Raw genomic sequence first — 18,697 nt, 5'->3', positions numbered from 1 at the left:
TCCCCCGTATACATCAGTTTTAAAACAGACTTAATCTACAAGCTAATCACGCTTCCTTTTTGATTTTTGGAAGGTTGTAATATTTATGAGTTATTGATTTTTCATTTAAAAACAGATTAAAACCACATAAGAACCCTGAATTTGTATTTTATACAGTTTACCTATTCTAATTAGTTTGCATCAAATAAATCAATGGTTTTAATTTGTCTACAATCGTAGGTATGATAATAATATGCGCCAGACTCCATGCACATAGTGCTTGTATAGATGGTATTGTCTAATATACCTTCTTCCGTGATTACTCCACCCTTAGGAACTTCGCCATTTGATAAGCTATGAAAAACAGCTGATATTCCCTCTTCTTTTAAATCGTGACATATTTAAGATATTGATGTCATTGGATTAAAGTAATAATTACTTAAAAAATTAATAAATAAAAACCCTCCACAACAAGGAGGGCTTAGTATTCTATATAAGTAAATCTTTAAATGGTAAACTTAATATTTTATTGTATTGGTCCTAATAATCCCATAATTTCTTCAGCTTTTTGGTTTTCGATGCTATAGTAAATTTCTAACCCCTGACGATTTCCTCTTAGAACCTTCCCTCTCATTTTAGATAAGTGTTGGGAAACTGTTGATTGTGGAATGTTTAAAATTTCGGTCATTTGGGTTACATTTAGTGTTTTATGTTTAGAAAGCTCATTGATCAGTTTTAAACGCATTGGGTGTGCCATAAGTTTTAAAAGCTCTACATCCTCTTCTAAAATCGTGTTCTCTACATGCTGATTCGCAAATCTTGTCATAGTATACGCTCTCCCTTATTTGTTTTCTTCTAATGTAGTGCAACTTCCATATTACATAATATTAGTATGTTCGAATGTTTATTGTTGAAAAATGATAATTAAAGTATACAACTGTAGTTTGTGCTAGTAGTGGAGTTAATGTGTGGTTTGTATGAAGTTTTCATTTACTATTAATCTAGTCTGTTTAAGCTAGTATAAAAGTTATGCATATAATTAAAAAGACAAACTCTCCAAGATGAGGAGTTTGTCCAAAACCATGATCTCTTTAGTTCAACAATATAGAGTTCAGTTCCGATAAGAATTTTTATTTTTTTCATTTCCCATGTTTTTTGCATCAGTACTAACAACAGTGGATTAGAATAATGACTGAATACTTGCTAAGACAGTAAGGATACCTATAATAATGACAAATACATTGCTCGCTTTCCCTTTGTATTTAGCAAGTACTGGTACTTTATGGATCGCATACATTGGTAATATACATAAGATAGCAGCAACTAGCGGACCGCTAAGGGCATCAATGATTCCAAGAATACTTGGATTTGTATAAGCAACATACCAGCATGTTAATACGACAAAAGTAAGAATCATTGTCTTAACTGTTTTTTCTCCTATATCTTTCCCACGTTTTTTACCGGACTTGATAATCATGTCACGCATTACCTCATACGCTCCTATATAATGGCCAAGGAAAGACTTTGTAATAGCCACAAACGCAATGATAGGAGCTGCAATAGTGATTACTGGCGAATTAAGCTCATTAGCAAGATATGATAGGATTGACAAGTTCTGTTCTTTTGCCACCTTAAGGTCATTTGGAGTCAAACTTAAGGTACTGCTCCAAACAAAGAACATAACAACAGCAAATGTCATGATATAACAAACTTTTTGTATTTGAGCACATTTGGCATCAGTAGCTTCTATTCCATACGTAGCTCTCTGCTTCATAACAAATGACGAAATCATAGGCGAATGATTAAACGAGAATACAATAATCGGAAGTATCATCCATATTATCCCTAAATATCCTGTTCCTGTTGAGGCAGTAGAAACACTTGAAAAACTAAGCATTGACGTATTCCACTGTGGAATCAAAGATATTGCGATAAAAAGTAGAGAAACTATGAAAGGATACACTAGCATGCTCATAATCTTTACAGTTATATCTTGCCCAAAATTTAGTATAGCGATAAGACCGAGTACTAATATAAGCGATAAAATGGCCCTTGGAGGCTCCGGCATGTGCAATTGATGCACGATAAAACTACTGGCGGTATTTGTAAGTGCGACCGAATACATTAGCACGATCGTATAAATCGAGACGAAATATACAATGTTAAAAATGATACTTGCCTTATTTCCGAAATACTCTCTTATAGTACCTGTAATTCCCTCATCGGCAGAATTCGAAGCGTAAATCATTTTAGCAAGCGCCCTATGTGAGTAATACATAACAGGATATGCAAGTATGGTAATTAACAGCAATGATAATAAACCACCTGAACCTGCATTAATCGGTAAAAAGAGTACCCCTGCTCCAATTGCTGTTCCAAAAAGGCTCAATGCCCAGGTAGTATCCTGTTTATGCCACTTTTTAGGGTCTAGATATTTCTCATTTGTTACTGCAGTAATATCAGCTTGAAATTCTATGTTTTTTGCAGTATTCCCATTCATATAATAATTCCTCCTTGTGTCCTATTCTTAATTCTATATTTAAGGTATAGGAATATAGACCGTTCTTGAAAAATGAATTGCTTATATAGTGCATCACAACGAATATCCCTCTTCTAAATTAATCAAAATCAAAAAATTAGCGAAGCATCAACCTGAAGGGGTTGTTACCACTTACAAAATATTTTAATTATATAGTAGTATATTTTATTGATAATCCCCCAACATACAGACATCCTTAGGCGAACAATAGAGCACATATCGTTAAACATTTCACAATATACTCGATAGCTGTTTATTGATTTAATTGTTTTTCCCCAAAGATTTTATTTTTAATGGTAATCCCTGTAGGTGTAGCGGCGATCCCGCCCAAACCTGTCTCTCTTAACTCACGAGGCATCTGTCTTCCAACCCTATACATTGCTTCAATAACTTCGTCAGCATTGATGATATTGTTTACGCCGGCTAATGCGATGTCTGCTGCTGCTAAAGCATTTGTCGCTCCAATGGCGTTTCTCTTTACACAAGGAATTTCTACCAAACCAGCGACCGGATCACAAACTAAGCCGAGTAAATTTTGTGATGCGGTCGAAAAAGCTTCAGAGGATTGCTGTGGCGTTCCTCCGGCAGCTTCTACCGCAGCTGCCGGAGCCATCCGCTGAGGCACTTCCTACTTCAGCTTGACATCCTCCGTACGCTCCTGAAATACAAGCGTTGTTTGCGGCTATCGTTCCAAATAACGCTGAAGTGAATAGAAAATAAATCATATCTTCATGACTTAACTGCAATGTATCTTTAATACTAAATAGGACTCCCGGAATCGTTCCACTCGCACCTGCTGTTGGAGTTGCACAAATAGCTCCTAATGCAGCATTCACTTCATTAACACCGATAGCACTTTGAATCCCTAACACCATCAAATCTCCAGAAAGAGTTTTCCTATTTTCTCGATAGTTTTTAATTTTCACAGCATCCCCTCCGGTTAAACCGGTTGGAGAAAATACACCGTCACCTTCGATACTTTTATTTATTGCATGTTGCATAGTCGCTAAATTTCGTTCCATTTTACTCCAAACTTCTTCATAAGAAGTTTTAGTTTGTTTGATTTCCTGTTCGATTGCTAATTCATAAATTGGCTTTTGACTTTTATTAGCTGCATCCACAATTTCTTTTATGGCCATATACATATTTTTCACTCCTTAATGTAACTAAAGAATAATAAGATTAGCTATATTGCTTAAATCTCCTAATTCCTTCTGAACATTACCAGGCAATATCGAATCTAACACGAATGCATATAAATATTTTGTTTTATCTTCCAAACTATGAAAGTTGTTAATTTCCACATCATATTGTTTAAAGATCCTGCGTAAAACAAATTCAAAGTCCGCTCTTTCTGAAATCGCAATAACAACTGGCAATGGCCCCTGCAGATCTAAGTTAAATCCACCAATTTCAACATGTATGACTTCAATCAACCCACCACCGACCGAAATACCCATCGTTCTAATACTTCGACTTTCATCCTCTACATATACATCTGCCGTATTTGGATGACCGGCAGGACTATTACCCGATTTTTCAATAAAGGTAATGTCAATTCCTTTAGACTCTGCTATTTTAATAGCATCTGGCACTTTGCTGTCATCAGCAGCAAAGCCTAATATACCAGCAATAATTGCAAAATCAGTTCCGTGACCTTTATGGGTTTCAGCAAATGATTCATAATACTTTACCACAACTTTTTTTGGAAGACCTTGAAATAATCTATTAGCAACTGTTCCAATAGCCAAAGCACCTGCAGTATGTGAACTTGAAGGGCCTATCATTATGGGCCCAATCACATCAGAACAACTTTTGTATTTAACAATCTTTTTCTCTTTAATAGAAGCTACATTCATGTTCATATAAACGCCCCCATAATTTATTATTTTTAATTGCAGTTGAATCTAAGTTATTGGAATGACCAATTCAAAATAAAATTTATTTGATAACGCTTTCTTTGTTGAGTTGAATAAACTTCCCTTCTGATCCACTACCCTCCGTATAGTAATCAGATCAGTATGTAAAATTTCAGAAAATTACTGGCAAGGTCTTTAGAATTTTTAAACTAAAACGAGGTTTGATATTTTCTCTAGAGGTAATAGATTATGTCTCGACGCCCTCATTATAACTTGTATATTTATAAGTTTAATCTTTTTTTATTTTTAGAAAGATTGAATAGACAGAATTTTGAATAGGTAATAAATTACACTTAGTATGTAGCAATTGTGTCCTTTGTTTGAAGCTGTATTAGTTAGTAAAAAAGCAAAAATAACACAGAGTTCCTTTCATAAACACATTGATTATATTGAAAAATCATTATAAAGATACTTATATTGTCCTTTGTTAGAGTATCTTATTTGGGACGGAAAACCTGTTGCAATAAATAATTCATGCAGATGAAAAGGAATACATTAATGAAATATAAAAACATTTACGTATATTAATTACACAAAACGTATTAATATTAATTATCAGAAAAAAATAACTTCTTTTATAAATCTTAACATAAAGGATACGTTCCAAATAACAATGGGGATTCCTAGTAGAATCCTTTTATGCCGATTTTATATGAAATATCCTCTTCAAGACGCAAATAAAAAAGGGCTATTTTAGCCCTTTTTTATTTATAAATCCTCTATATCATATTCAGTATATCCCTCATAATAGTAACTAATATCAATTCCTTTCATGAATACTTCACGGCTATTTATTTTATCCACAAGTGCATTTTGGAGTAAATGCTTAATTTCAATATCTTTAATCGGGCTGCGTTCCATTGCCAGTAAATAATCTTCTTTATCAATCCCATTCCAGTCAACCACCTGTTGAATTTCATTCTTAAAGATTAAATCTAACCATATTCTAGTCGCTCTACCGTTTCCTTCTCTAAAAGGGTGGGCAATATTCATTTCAACATACTTTTCAACGATTTCATCAAAGGTTGTTTGTGGCATAGTGTTTATATGTTCTAGTGAATGGCTTAGATACATAACAGGAGCAAATCGAAAATTCCCCTTCGCTATGTTAACCTTTCGAACCTTTCCAGCAAAGAAATAAATATCCTCATATAGGTATTTATGAATGTCAGAAAGACCCTTGAATGTACCAACTTCTATACAGTTTATCTCTCCTGAATCATATAAATCTTTGATTTTCATTTTTGAAAGCCGTTCTTCCACTCGATTCAATTCCAACTGATTTTTGATACCTAATTTATTTTCTAACACAATCATTTCCCTCTTTTTCTGTAATTAATTCTTTTAGCATATTTAAATCTTCTTGTGTGGCTAAATTCTTGATGAAACTTCTAGCCATAGTTTTATAATTGAGATATTTTGCTTGTCTCGATTACGTTTTTTATAGTTTTTTGTGGCTTCATTTTACGCCTTGCTGTATGCCATTTCGATTCAATATGATAATGTACATAGGAATAAACTTGCTCAATCCTTAAAAAATCCTTTTAGTAATAGTAACGTTGCTATTTATCCCTTGTGTCTTCTAATATCCATCTTCTGATTTGCGAAAACTTAGGTTTTAACACATCTGCAGCGGCAAGTAAAGATTTCCAATTGTATATCTTCACAACGAATAAACGAACATATATAATATTTAATTATGTAAAAAACATATAATTAAATACCCTTATAAACTATATATAATTCAAACCAACATATCTGCGAAAGTAGATCCAACATTATTTTTACGCTTCATATGCTTTTCTAAATATATTTTAGTCGTTTGAATATTTTCATGACCAAGTGTTTGCATTAAATGATATAAATCTGCATTACCTTGTTCTACTGCCATAATTGCAAAAGCATGACGAAATGTATGCGCTGTTACTGGATTTTCACGATACAATAGAAACTCTAAGTTTGTCTTTTTTATCATATCTGTTACTTGATTTGATAGTGTTTTAGAGTTATAAGTATTTCCTCTTTGATTTATAAATAACGGACTCTCATCCCCTTTTTCCAATACGGTTTGGCATCCTCTTCTCCGCCTCATTTCACAAATACACTGGTATAAATGTTCCGAAATGAAAAGTTCACGCACTTTATCCCCTTTTCCAGTAACTTTTAACCAGTACTTTCCGTCATAATGTAAATCCTTCACTCTCGCGTTGCACAATTCTTGAATTCTTGCACCAGTACTTGCCAGTGCAAGTAAAATTGTATAGTTTACTAAATGTCCTCTTTCTTTATAAAACCCTAAAATTTTCATAACCTCATCATAGGATAGATCCCGATTTGGCCGATCCTGCTCATTTACATTTGCGCGCTGCAGTTCTTCATGAAGAGGTTTTTCAATATAAGAAAATACATGAAGATGTTTTAGAAAAGAACGAATGAGCACTGTTTTCTTTGCAAGTGTTGCAACTGCATATGTGTCACCATTCCTACCGTTCTCTACCCGTTTCAACCAAGAATTGTATTTACGAATATGCCAAGGTTGCAATGTTTTCAATAAAGATTCCTTTTTCTGTACCTCTTCCCCATTCAATTCAAATTTTTCTGCATGCTGCACCATGCACTGACAAAATAATACAATTTCTGAGATATAACTCTTTTTCGTATCCTCTCTTCTATTCTTCTTCTCATCCATATCTTTTTGTAAATGTACGAAATGATAAATGACTTCTATGTCACTTAAATACGTATATTTACTCTTTCCCTCTTTTTCTGCAACCTCCATCTTCTCTTCCACCTTATCTACATAACTATTGTTATGCAGAAATGGAACGATATCTCTTATATTCTCTACATATGTATCTATATACTCACTTTGATTGTTTATAATTGATAAATTTTCTTTTACATATTTATTATTCATATTTCGAATTAACCTCTCCTATTGAAGATTATTAATATAATTATCTTTATTACTTATAATTATCATTTTATTTTACTTCTATTAATTATACAAATGATATTTCATTTTCTTTCTGTAAGAACGCTACATTCTTCTCTGTTTACTTATACTTATATTTTTTTATAGTTTATTAGTAAATAGATATTTTTTAATAGTTAACTCCATAATTTTTATATTACTTTAATAACAAAAACAACAATAAAAAGTTATTAACATATAAAATGAATTAAAAAGATTTTCAAACCATAAAAATGATTAAGATGTTTAATAAAATCTATTTCTTATTTTAAATATAAATCAGATTCTGATATGATATATACATATCTAAAATATTAGCAAACGATAGTTATGGAGGTGTCCTTTTATGACACACGATTTATTGTTCATTACAAAACCTACTGTAACGACCAAAGAGGCAGCCGACTTATTAGGAGTAACGGTACAAACAATTTTAAAAAAAGAAAAAGATGGATTAATAGAATGTGTATATAAAGATAACTGGAAGCAATTCGGTAGTAAGATTTTCTATTTAGAGGATATTGAACGTTTAAAAAATAAAAATAAGGTTAAAGGCCTTAGCACGAAAGAAGTAGCTGAAATTCTTAATGTTGCACCATCTACTATCTTTACATACATCAAATCTGGAAAATTACCCGCAACAATGGTAGAAAAAAGAGGAAAACAAGTATATATTATCGATGAGGAAGAGCTCGAGATTTTTATGCTTGATTATGAAAAAACCAAAACAAAAGAGCGAAAAACATTCATTACGAAGATTCAAGATGAAGATATATACTTATATCAATTATTAACACATCAACATAACGGAAAAACAGCTAGGGTAATAGAGATCAATGGAGCAGACGGGAAGATTCTTACAGAGGACGAAGAAATTTTCCCTCTATCCACTTATAAGGAACATGATTACACCTTTGAACCTTTCATTAAAAAAGCGGTAATTACAAAACGAGGGTATTTATCTTTTTCATTTAAAAAACCTCAACTATTTAATTCCATAACTTATAATCTAATAAATTTATTTTATAAGGAGCTAGGTGTCACAAATATGCGATTGAGTATTTCATCAGATACTATCAGATTAGAAATTAAACCTTTCGTATTACAAGTAGATCCATTGCAGTTTCAAGAGGAGATTAAGTACTTATATTCTCATATGAAAGCCGGCACGATCCTTCCACATGTAGAAGGTATTTACTTTAAAAGTAATGTAGAGCCATTAACTTTTCATGCAGATCATGAATTCAAGCAAAAAGTAGTTCAAATGGCAGAGGAAGCTGGTATGAGACAGGAAGAATTCTTATTACAAGCTGTAAAATCTTATATAACAAATCTGAAAAAACACTAAATCTACTACTTATTAAAAAGAAGCGTAGAAATAAGATCTTTCTACGCTTCAAAGATATCTGTCACTTGCAATAAATGTAACAGGGTTAAAATATCATAAATATAAAGTAATTATAGCCAAAAATTTATAAAATCTTTATTATTTCCAGAATTAATTGAGCTGATAAGGACACGAAACAATTAATTCTTTATAGACCAATCAAAATAGTCACTTAACTTAAAACTAGCTATGAATTACAAACCTAAAAACCAACTAAGCTACCACTATAATAGGAATAGAGTTCCAGTATCCAAGAGTTCGTTAAATAGGAATTTAACGAACTCTTGAGAAGATGAGAGTTAACCCCTCCCCCCCCATCTTGTTGTTGTAGAAAGACATGAAAATGGCCACTTTTTAGACAAGAAAGTGGATACTTCCATTCGTATCATTGTTTTAGGACAACCAAGTGGGTACTTTTTTATAAAGGAATTGCTTTAGTTATATATATCTACGAGCATCTTTATCATGATTTTTAATAGTAATTCTATTAATAAACAGAGAACTTTTCTGTACATTCGCGTAGAATGATTCTTTCTAAAAAAAAAATAGAGCCTCAGGAACAGGATCCTCAGACTCTATTTTTTTATTTTATATAGGACAGGATAACTTTCTCTAATTCTTCTTTACTAACATCATTTGCAAGTATTATGATTTGATAAGCGCTATTTTTTCCTTTTGCAGGAACAATTACTTCCATATACTTCGTAGTACTTTCAGATGATTCTGCAAAAGTAATGTTTGCACCTTCTAATTCATAATTTGTTAACTTTTCACTCTCTTCTACTATACCGTAAAATGGATTTTCTTCTTTATCTCTAACTACAGATTGGTTCACAACATACCAAGACAACGAATCTCCTCTGCGATATTCAGAAACAATAACAGGATTCTTCCTGCCAGGAGTCATCGAAGTTTGAACATCTTCTCCAGCTAGTTTAAACTCTTTTACTACAGAAGTTGGTGTCTTAATTGGAAAATCAAGATACTTCTGTGCTTCCTTTTTAGTTAATCTAAAATTCCAATAAATTTTCTCTCTAAATGGTCCAATTTCTTTATCATTTTCCTTATATTTGTTCTGTTCCTCTGTGTCTAACTTTTCAGGACTCCCAACTAGCTTTATTTTTTTGCCCAAAGTATATGACTCTGTTTCTAAATCAACAAATCGTTCAAATTCTTCTTTCGTAAACAGGTTTCGTGCCACTCCAAGTTCTTTAAGTAAAATATTGTACTCTCCTTCGGAAACTAAAAATTCTGCTTCTGCCTGTTCTTTTGTACCAATCATTTTTTCTACAATTTGCTGTATAAAGATTTCGGGTTGTGTTTTTAATTCGTTCATATTATTTTTCACTTCTGTTTGTTGTTTCTCAGAATTAGTTGGTATATCAGCACGGGCATTTAATAAGGATACAGATGATACTGCAATAACTGCTACAGCTCCTAGTGCAGACCAACGATATGAATTTTTTTTGAATTTTTTAATCATTAAAATTCTCCTTTTTAACATCCTTTTATTTTTACTGAAATTTGCCATACTCGGTACTTGATAATAACTTGAGTAATGTTCCAATAGACTAATAATAGTATGTCCATACGCAATTTGTTCCTCTGAATCTATATATGTAAGGGCTAATGCATCGCATGCTAGTTCTTGATCTTCCCGCATACATGAGTAGGCATACCATAGAATGGGATTAAACCAATTTAAAATGAGTAAGCCATGCATAAGCCAATTTACTCCAACATCTCTTCGTTTGATGTGAGCTAATTCATGATGGAAAATATATCGTAACTGTTGTTCATCTAATATTTTCATATGTACAGTTGACAATAACAACTTTGGCTTAATAAATCCCAACACTGTCGGACTGGAAACCTTTCCAGATACAAGCAAAGGAATATTCCTTTGAACAGACATAGATTGCTTACACTTTTCAAAAATTTGAACAATCTTCTCATCTGTAATAACAGGCTGTTTTTTTATGTAAAGTAATACACGCCTGTTCATTACAAAAGTAGCAACACTTAGAAGGATAACGCCAGTAAGCCAAATGCATATACAGACTGTATAAAATGAAATCGTCTCATTATCCTGCTTTTTATTATTGTGTGTTTGTGTCTTGTTTGCCTGATCAGCTTGTGTTGAACTTGAGGTATAAGTATCTTCTTTTGGGAGAACCTTTGTATCGTCTATACCTTTCAATTCTTGCATGCGTTCTTTTGAAACAAAACTAGCTACAGGGTTTTGGCTAGAAATGAATGCATCATCACTCTTGTAAGTAAGAACAGAATAGATACTATAGGAACTATCTGGCGACCAAGGTAATACAAGTCTTATAATTAATATGATCCACAGCATATATTGCCAGCGTGGCGTTAACTTATTTTTAAACAAGACCTTGATACATAAGATTAGACCCACTAATATACTAGCCATAATGGAGGTCTCAATCATCCAATCAAAAAAAGCAGGTAGATAGATATTTATAAATTTTTCTATCACTATAATCTATCCTTCCTCTGATTTTCCTCAGTTTTCTCATCAAGAATGCGTTTAAGTTCGTTAATATCTTCTGAAGACAGCTTTTCTTCTTTCAAGAAATTTACAAGCAAAGGTTTAAATGCTGCACCATAGAAACGTTTAAGTAAAGATTTCGTTTCTACTTGTAAATAACTATCTTGCGATACCAAAGGATAATAAGAGTACAAACGCCCTTTATCTTGATGGTAAGCCGCTGCTTCTTTGTGTACTAATCGATTAATCAGCGTTCGAATCGTTTTGGGTTTCCAATCCATTTTCACCTCCAACGCTTCAATTACTTCATTTGCCGTTTGTGGAGAGTTCGCCCACAGTACTTTCATAACTTCTAATTCAGCTTCTGAAATTTTAGGTAATTCTTTCATTAGTTATAATTTCACCTCCATAGATTACGAATGTAATCTCAACTGAATATTACACTTGTAATCTATTGTTGTCAATCTTATTTTATATTTGTAGAATACTTTCCTATACCCATTAATATAAAAACGAAAAAATTAACAGAAGTTTAGACTATCATGTCCCGTTATTAAGACATGATAGTACCTCTAAAATTTATGATAATGGCAATTTATCATAAATTGTTCATGAGATTCTAGTTTAAACTTTCGCTTTTATATTCTCCTACTTATATAATTAATACATCTTTAAGTATTTAGCCAGTTAATTATGTAGGGCTCTTAAAACGTGATGCCATCTCAATAAATGCTTTTAAGAACAAAAAAGAATCCTTTTAAATTAGGGATTCTTTTTTGTATATTTTTAATTTTCCTTTTTTTAGCATCCACATTTGTACAGTGACGAAGTATTTCTTCCATCATAGCTGTAACCCTGTGATTACGCCATCTACACTATTTAATCTAAATCTTCGCCATTCGTGGAAATAACTTTTTTATACCAATAATAGCTCTTCTTTTTACTTCTTTTTAGTGTTCCATTTCCTTTATTGTCCTGGTCAACATAAATAAATCCATATCGCTTATCCATCTCACCAGATCCTGCGCTCACTAAATCTATAGGTGCCCATGTTGTGTATCCTAGAATATCTACCCCATCAAACTGAATCGTATCTTTCATCGCTTGGATGTGTTCTCTTAAATAATCAATTCTATAATCATCTTCCACATAACCATTTTTGTCCACTTCATCTTTTGCCCCTAACCCATTTTCTACAATAAATAATGGCTTCTCATAACGATCGTAGACATGATTTAGAGTAATTCTTAGCCCCATCGGATCTATAGGCCATCCCCATTGGCTATACTTCAAATAAGGATTTTTGGTAGATGCAAATAAATTTCCTTCTGCATTATCTCCCCCATCACTATCTGTTCTAACACAGCGACTGTTGTAATAGGAAAGGGAAATAAAATCTACTGTATATTTTGCGAGGAGCTCTTCGTCCCCATTCTCCATTATTGGCATCGTCCCATTACGTTCCATTTCTTTCAGAGCATAGTTTGGATATTTTCCTCTTGCTTGTACATCAACAAAGAAATAACTTTCTCGATCTAATTTTGTGGCTTCCCAAACATCTTTGGGATTACAACTATAAGGATACACACTTCCTGCTGCAAACATACAGCCGACTATATAATTTCCATCTATTTCACGAGCCAGTTTAGTTGCCTTTGCACTTGCAATAAGTTCATGGTGTGCAGCTTGATATTTTATCTTTTCTTTATTCTCACTTTCTTCAAAATAAATTCCTGCCCCCATGAATGGAGCGTGTAAAATCATATTAATCTCGTTAAACGTTAACCAGTATTTAACTAAACCCTTATATCTTTTAAAAATGACCTGGCATAGTTGTATATAGAAATCAATCATTTTACGGTTTCTCCAACCACCGTATTTTTTTATTAGGTGCATCGGACAATCAAAGTGAGTAATGGTAACGAGCGGCTCTATATTATATTTACGGCATTCTTCAAATAAATCTTGATAAAATTGAAGTCCCGCTTCATTTGGTTTTTCTTCGTCGCCTAATGGGAAGATTCTAGTCCAAGCAATACTCATTCGATAAACCTTAAAGCCCATTTCAGCAAATAATTGAATATCTTCCTTGAAATGATGGTACATATCAATGCCTTTTTTAGCTGGATAATAGTAATTTTTATCAAAATCAAACATTTTCATCTTTCCTGTAATTACTAAAGATCGAGCTTCTCCTGTTGGGCATACATCGACATTCGAAAGTCCTCTCCCACCTTCGTTATAGCCCCCTTCACATTGATTGGCTGCGGTAGCTCCACCCCATAAAAAATCATCACTAAACTTCATCACTCATTCCTCCAATATCGAAGTATTATTCTTAATAATCATGTATAGATAACTTTTTCGTCTAAACTTGGTCGTCTTTGGTATCAAAATACAACCGTAATTAAATTCGATCCTCTATCCACGTTACCTTCCTTACTCTCCGCAACCTCCAAATAATCTGCGGAATTCGTAATAACTATTGGAGTAACAACACTGTAACCAGCTTGTTGTATTTCTTCAATACTGAACTCTAACAATCGTTGACCTTTCTTTATCTTTTCGCCTTGCTTTACATAAGCTTTAAATCCTTTACCTTCTAATTGGACTGTATTTAAACCAACATGAATTAGAATTTGCACTCCATTCTCCGATGTAATACCTATCGCATGTAAACTAGGGAATAACGCTGTTACTTCCCCATTTACAGGAGACTCAACCACTCCTTCTGCAGGTACGATTGCAACTCCACTACCTAATACACCTGATGAAAAAGCCGCATCTTCTATATCTTTTAATTGCAGCACTTCACCTTTAATTGGGCTTTCAATTATTTCTTTCTCTAATCTACTTTTCTTTTCATCTTGGCTAGTTTCAATTTGAGACTCATTCACACCTGCGTCAGCAGTCTCTTTCTCTTTATATACAATCAGCGTCAATATAAATGCAACTGCCATTGAAATTACAATACCGATAACCGCAACTATTAAATTCCCCATTGCTCCATCCGGTTCAATCATCGCAGGTAATTCAAAAATACCCATTCCACCAGCCATAAACTTTCTTAAATTAAAGAATCCATAGAATCCCCCACCGATACCACCAGCAATACAACTAATAATAAATGGTTTCTTTAAGGGTAATAGAATTCCATAAATAGCTGGTTCTGTTACTCCGAATATACTGGATAAGAAATTTGGTAAAGACATTTCCTTCAATTTCTTGTCTTTTGTTTTAAATAATATAGCTAGGACAACTCCCGCAGTTGCGAAAGTACAAGCAAAGAAAGGCATCATCACGTTATCGTATCCCATAGTCATAATATTATTTAGATATACAGGTATGAATCCCCAATGTATACCAAAGATAACTAGTATTTGCCAAGTAGCTCCTACTATGATGCCAGCAAACAATGGGCTAAAGTCTCTAACTACAAATACAAATTCAGAAACAATTGTTGAAGCAAAGGTTGCAAGTGGTCCAATTACAATAAATGCAACCGGTAATGCAATTAATATTGTAAGCATTGGAACAAAGAAGAATTTAAGTAAATCTGGTACAAACTTATTACAAACTTTTTCGCATTTTGCTGCGAAATATACAGCTAAAATAACAGGAATAACTGTACCTGTATAGTTTATCGAAATTAAAGGTATGCCAAAGAAGTCGATATAAATCGGCGATTTAAACATAGAACCTTGAAATAATGTATACATTGCACTAGTACTTGAAGAAATAACACTAGCTTGTATACTTGGATAACACATAATAGCCCCTACAATTAAGCCTAACATGGGCTTTAAACCAAACTTTTTAGCTGCAGTATAACCTAAAAATAATGGTAGAAAAGTAAATAAAGCATCACCGATTGCGTTAATGACCATCGAGCCACCCGAAGTTGAGCTATATAATCCTATAGCAATAAACAGCGCATTTAGTCCTTTCACCATACCACACGCAGCCATAATACCTAATATTGGTTGGAATATACCTGATATGATATCAATTGCTTTATGTAGTAGTTTTTCAGGCTTTTTCTCAACTTGTTTGGTTGCATTCAGTTGATCTCCGTCGATTAGTGCGCTAATATCATCATATACTTGTGGTACATGGTTTCCGATAACGACTTGATATTGGCCACCACTTCTCATGACGGTGACAATACCATCCATATTTTTTAAGTTATCATCATTTGCAATGGACTCATCCTTCAATTTAAAACGTAGTCGAGTCACACAATGTGTTAAGCTATTTATATTTTCCTTTCCACCTATATCTTCAATAATTTTTTTTGCTAATTCGTTGTATTTACTCATTTTTCAATCCTCCATCTTTTCATGTATTTATTAACAGAAATAGTGAAGGTCTGGCCAACTTAATGTTACCATCCAGCTATGTATTACATGTTTACAGTCATCACCACCTTTAATGCTCCTTTACCTATCTACTCGACTCTCGAACTACCTTTGATACATGAATAGTCAAATAAATCATTTCATTAGAGCTTAAATAATACCCGTATTTCTTTTGGATAAATAGTTGGATCTTTGAAACACATTCAAACTCTTTTACATACTTATTTTTAATAATCTCAAGTAGCTCTTCATCAGCCTCATCACTATATGTGCTATTGGTAATTAGCCGGGATGCAAAAAACTTTAAATGACTAATAAAACGATAAGAGGAAACCGATTCTTCTATAATCTCAATACCAAAGTGAACTCTTACAATTGTCAGCACTTCTTGAATCAACTGCGTGATCTCATGTACGATTGGCTGTTCTTTATGCAACTGAGCGTTTACGATATGAAAAGCAATAAAACCCGCCTCATCATCAGGTAAACGAATGTGTGTCTCTTTTTCTATAATATCTAGTGCTTTCATTCCAATGTGAAATTCATCTTTATAAAACCTTTTTATTTCCCATAGCAGTGCATTTTTAATCTGAATTCCTTCTTTAATCCTTTGAATTGCAGTATGCATGTGATCACTCAATGAAATATAAATACCTTCATTGAGTTTTTTACCTAATTTTCTTTGGGCATATGCAATAATTTCATCCGAAAGTTTCATGTGCTCAATGGGTATGTTATTTAGCAGTTCTTGTAATTTATTAGATATATCTTGGTTAGCTATACGGAAAATTTTGTTTACCTTACTTGCGTCAATTACATCACCTTTTGACTTTTGATAGCCTATTCCTTTACCCATAACTATAATCTCTTTACCGTTTTTATCCTCCGTAATAACGACATTGTTATTTAGATTCCTTTTAACTTCCATATATCTCACTCCAATCAAGGATATTTAAGTATGGGTTCTTTATATCTTTCATTTTATAGGGGTTATATATTATTCCGATATAACATAAAAAAGCCCATCCATTAAAATGCATAGAAGTACCTAAAATCTTCTATACACACTAATGAATAGGCTTAGCTTGTATTAAAACAATTACTACCCAATTCCAATGATATACGTACATAATATCCTAAATTAAAAATTTCGTCAACGTCATTAAAGGTACAATTCTACAAAAGGAGTCCTACCGACAAATCGTCTTTTTTATTATTCTTACAGCACATTTGATATTTTCTATTGCTTTTTGTCTTGCTACTCAAGCAATAAATTTGGAAACTAATACTGATAATGCTTCTACTTTTTCTTTTATTTTGTTAGATTGATGCGATATCTCCTCTATTGATGCTGCTTGTGATTGGATAGACTGTACAGTTTGAGTTGTTTCCTTAGCTACTTGCGTTGCGGTTTCAGAAACACTCGACATAGAAGCATTTACTTCTTCTGTACCCGCAGACATTTCCTCTGTTGCTGCAGATACTTCTTGAATTTGGCTGGTGATTTTATTAATAGCCACCATAATAGATGAAAAGGCTTGATCTGCTTTATTAGCAGTTTCTTTTCCTTCTAAAGCTTTTTGTTGGCCTTTTTGCATTGCATCAACTGTATCTTTTGTATCTCTTTGAATTAATTGAATTAAATTATTAATTTCATTCGCGGATTTTTTAGATTTCTCAGCTAAATCCCCCACTTCTGCTGCCACCACTGCAAATCCTTTACCGTTTTCTCCAGCACGTGCAGCTTCAATTGATGCGTTTAAGGCAAGTAGGTTTGTTTGTTCAGCAATATTAGTGATCGTATCCAAAGCTTTATCAATTTGCTGCGTACGTGTAACAAGTCTCTCTATTACTTTGGATGTATCTTCAACAACTTCATAAATATTATTCATTTGAAGTATAGATTGTTTTATCACTTCACTACCAGAATTAACTTGTTCTGTTGTTGTGATAGTCACTTCTGTAACCGTTGCTGAGGATTCAGCTACTGTTTGAACTCCAGTCGCAATTTCTTCCATTGATGATGAACTTTCCTGAATACTAGTAACTTGTCCTTCTATTCTTTTATCGACCTCAGATATTGTATGAACAACCTCTCTTGATATATGAGATGCTCGTTTAGTATCTTGTAACATCCCATCAGTAGAAGAAATAACTTCTTGTGTTGTGTTTTTTACTTCTCCAATTAATTTTTGCAAGTTATCCAGCATACTATTAAAAGACTTCACAATGCTTCCCAATTCATTATTTGATTTATAGGTAGTACGTATCGTTAAGTCACCTTCAGATACTCGCTCCATATCTCTTTCTAATAGTACAATTGGTTGTTTAATCGCACTTTTAATGATATAGCCAATAAAAATAACAATTGCAATTGCTATAATAGAGATACTAACAAATAGCATCATGGTATTTGTTGCACTGTCAGTATTATTTTTTTGTAATTGATCTGCATTATTATTATTAAATTGGATAAGTTCACGAATAGCCTGAATTGACTTTTTCATATTAGGGTCAACCTCTTTTAGGTAATAAGCATATGCTTCATCATTATTAGATTGTCCCAAATCTTGCACGTTTTTCAGTTGTGTTCTTAATTCTTTAAATATTGTATAAAATGTGTTATACAATTCCCTTTCTCTACTAGAACTAACTCTAGTCTCAAACTTCTTTAATAACTGATCAGTTTCTGTACGAGCTACATCTATTTCATTTAAAAGCTCCTTTATTCGTTTTTCATCTTTTGATAGGATCGTTTCTTTTACATTCATATTGATCAGATAAAAATTAGACTCTATAGCTCCTATCCACTGGATTGGTAATAAACTATCTTCATACATAGTAGTAGAAGCATGCTCCCCTTTTTTAAGGCCCCAAAATCCTAGTATAGATAATATGATACAAGAGACACTTGCTATAACTACCATTGCGTTTAGTGTTGTGCCAATTTTACTGTTTTTTAAAAATGACAATTAAATTCACTCCATTGTTATATAATGATTAAATAATTATGTGCGTAAAAATAAAAG

Annotated in this window: 12 protein-coding genes and 2 pseudogenes; 1 reads left to right on the top strand and 13 read right to left on the bottom strand. The window is 32.9% G+C overall.

What is annotated here, in order from left to right:
- Window positions 1-173 precede the first annotated feature (173 nt).
- From N2V92_RS01245 to N2V92_RS01215, 7 genes and pseudogenes are all read right to left on the bottom strand, one after another.
- Window positions 174-371: pseudogene (locus N2V92_RS01245) on the bottom strand (linear amide C-N hydrolase); the annotation flags it as partial.
- A gap of 134 nt (window positions 372-505) precedes the next feature.
- Window positions 506-805: an ArsR/SmtB family transcription factor gene (locus N2V92_RS01240; RefSeq protein ID WP_000196515.1), complete on the bottom strand. Its 300-nt coding sequence runs from the start codon at window positions 803-805 to the stop codon at window positions 506-508.
- A 354-nt stretch (window positions 806-1,159) separates the two neighbouring features.
- Window positions 1,160-2,479 carry an aromatic amino acid transport family protein gene (locus N2V92_RS01235; protein WP_170264928.1) on the bottom strand — a complete coding sequence of 440 codons (1,320 nt, stop codon included), beginning with the start codon at window positions 2,477-2,479 and terminating at the stop codon, window positions 1,160-1,162.
- Window positions 2,480-2,771: 292 nt separating this feature from the next.
- Window positions 2,772-3,663: pseudogene (gene sdaAA, locus N2V92_RS01230) on the bottom strand (L-serine ammonia-lyase, iron-sulfur-dependent, subunit alpha).
- Window positions 3,664-3,684: 21 nt separating this feature from the next.
- Entirely contained in the window at window positions 3,685-4,383 is a 699-nt protein-coding gene (locus tag N2V92_RS01225; protein WP_170264927.1) for a serine dehydratase beta chain, read from the bottom strand.
- Window positions 4,384-5,145: 762 nt separating this feature from the next.
- A complete protein-coding gene (gene fic / locus N2V92_RS01220; protein ID WP_212760583.1) occupies window positions 5,146-5,754 on the bottom strand; it encodes a protein adenylyltransferase Fic in 609 nt (202 codons plus the stop codon).
- Between the two features lie 427 nt (window positions 5,755-6,181).
- Window positions 6,182-7,354, bottom strand: a complete 1,173-nt coding sequence (locus N2V92_RS01215) for a tyrosine-type recombinase/integrase (protein ID WP_170264926.1) — start codon at window positions 7,352-7,354, stop codon at window positions 6,182-6,184.
- Window positions 7,355-7,757: 403 nt separating this feature from the next.
- Between N2V92_RS01215 and N2V92_RS01210 the strand changes: the two genes are divergently transcribed.
- A complete protein-coding gene (locus N2V92_RS01210) occupies window positions 7,758-8,759 on the top strand; it encodes a helix-turn-helix domain-containing protein (RefSeq protein ID WP_170264925.1) in 1,002 nt (333 codons plus the stop codon).
- A gap of 622 nt (window positions 8,760-9,381) precedes the next feature.
- Here N2V92_RS01210 and N2V92_RS01205 read toward each other — a convergent pair.
- From N2V92_RS01205 to N2V92_RS01180, 6 genes are all read right to left on the bottom strand, one after another.
- Window positions 9,382-11,298, bottom strand: coding sequence for a M56 family metallopeptidase (locus N2V92_RS01205; protein WP_170264924.1), 1,917 nt, complete (start codon window positions 11,296-11,298; stop codon window positions 9,382-9,384).
- Window positions 11,298-11,699, bottom strand: a complete 402-nt coding sequence (locus N2V92_RS01200; RefSeq protein WP_170264923.1) for a BlaI/MecI/CopY family transcriptional regulator — start codon at window positions 11,697-11,699, stop codon at window positions 11,298-11,300. The genes N2V92_RS01205 and N2V92_RS01200 overlap by 1 nt, the downstream gene beginning before the upstream one ends.
- Before the next feature lie 490 nt (window positions 11,700-12,189).
- The gene (locus tag N2V92_RS01195; RefSeq protein WP_170264922.1) at window positions 12,190-13,617 is read right to left on the bottom strand and encodes a 6-phospho-beta-glucosidase; all 1,428 of its coding nucleotides are present in this window, start codon (window positions 13,615-13,617) and stop codon (window positions 12,190-12,192) included.
- Between the two features lie 83 nt (window positions 13,618-13,700).
- Window positions 13,701-15,629, bottom strand: coding sequence for a beta-glucoside-specific PTS transporter subunit IIABC (locus tag N2V92_RS01190; RefSeq protein WP_170264921.1), 1,929 nt, complete (start codon window positions 15,627-15,629; stop codon window positions 13,701-13,703).
- Window positions 15,630-15,753: 124 nt separating this feature from the next.
- The gene (gene licT, locus N2V92_RS01185) at window positions 15,754-16,596 is read right to left on the bottom strand and encodes a BglG family transcription antiterminator LicT (RefSeq protein WP_170264920.1); all 843 of its coding nucleotides are present in this window, start codon (window positions 16,594-16,596) and stop codon (window positions 15,754-15,756) included.
- Between the two features lie 334 nt (window positions 16,597-16,930).
- A complete protein-coding gene (locus N2V92_RS01180) occupies window positions 16,931-18,640 on the bottom strand; it encodes a methyl-accepting chemotaxis protein (protein ID WP_340864014.1) in 1,710 nt (569 codons plus the stop codon).
- Window positions 18,641-18,697: the final 57 nt, after the last annotated feature.

This window comes from Bacillus sp. CH_48 (assembly GCF_038008465.1).
Taxonomy (GTDB): Bacteria; Bacillota; Bacilli; order Bacillales; family Bacillaceae_G; genus Bacillus_A; species Bacillus_A thuringiensis_S.
The sequence above is the reverse complement of the archived record's forward strand: the minus strand, read 5'-3'. Positions and strand labels throughout refer to the sequence as shown.

What these genes read in the sequence shown, in the direction of transcription:
- N2V92_RS01240 (WP_000196515.1), bottom strand. Translation starts at nt 805, where the DNA reads ATGACAAGATTTGCGAATCAGCATGTAGAGAACACGATTTTAGAAGAG.
- N2V92_RS01235 (WP_170264928.1), bottom strand. Translation starts at nt 2,479, where the DNA reads ATGAATGGGAATACTGCAAAAAACATAGAATTTCAAGCTGATATTACT.
- N2V92_RS01225 (WP_170264927.1), bottom strand. Translation starts at nt 4,383, where the DNA reads ATGAACATGAATGTAGCTTCTATTAAAGAGAAAAAGATTGTTAAATAC.
- fic (WP_212760583.1), bottom strand. Translation starts at nt 5,754, where the DNA reads ATGATTGTGTTAGAAAATAAATTAGGTATCAAAAATCAGTTGGAATTG.
- N2V92_RS01215 (WP_170264926.1), bottom strand. Translation starts at nt 7,354, where the DNA reads ATGAATAATAAATATGTAAAAGAAAATTTATCAATTATAAACAATCAA.
- N2V92_RS01210 (WP_170264925.1), top strand. Translation starts at nt 7,758, where the DNA reads ATGACACACGATTTATTGTTCATTACAAAACCTACTGTAACGACCAAA.
- N2V92_RS01200 (WP_170264923.1), bottom strand. Translation starts at nt 11,699, where the DNA reads ATGAAAGAATTACCTAAAATTTCAGAAGCTGAATTAGAAGTTATGAAA.
- N2V92_RS01195 (WP_170264922.1), bottom strand. Translation starts at nt 13,617, where the DNA reads ATGAAGTTTAGTGATGATTTTTTATGGGGTGGAGCTACCGCAGCCAAT.
- N2V92_RS01190 (WP_170264921.1), bottom strand. Translation starts at nt 15,629, where the DNA reads ATGAGTAAATACAACGAATTAGCAAAAAAAATTATTGAAGATATAGGT.
- licT (WP_170264920.1), bottom strand. Translation starts at nt 16,596, where the DNA reads ATGGAAGTTAAAAGGAATCTAAATAACAATGTCGTTATTACGGAGGAT.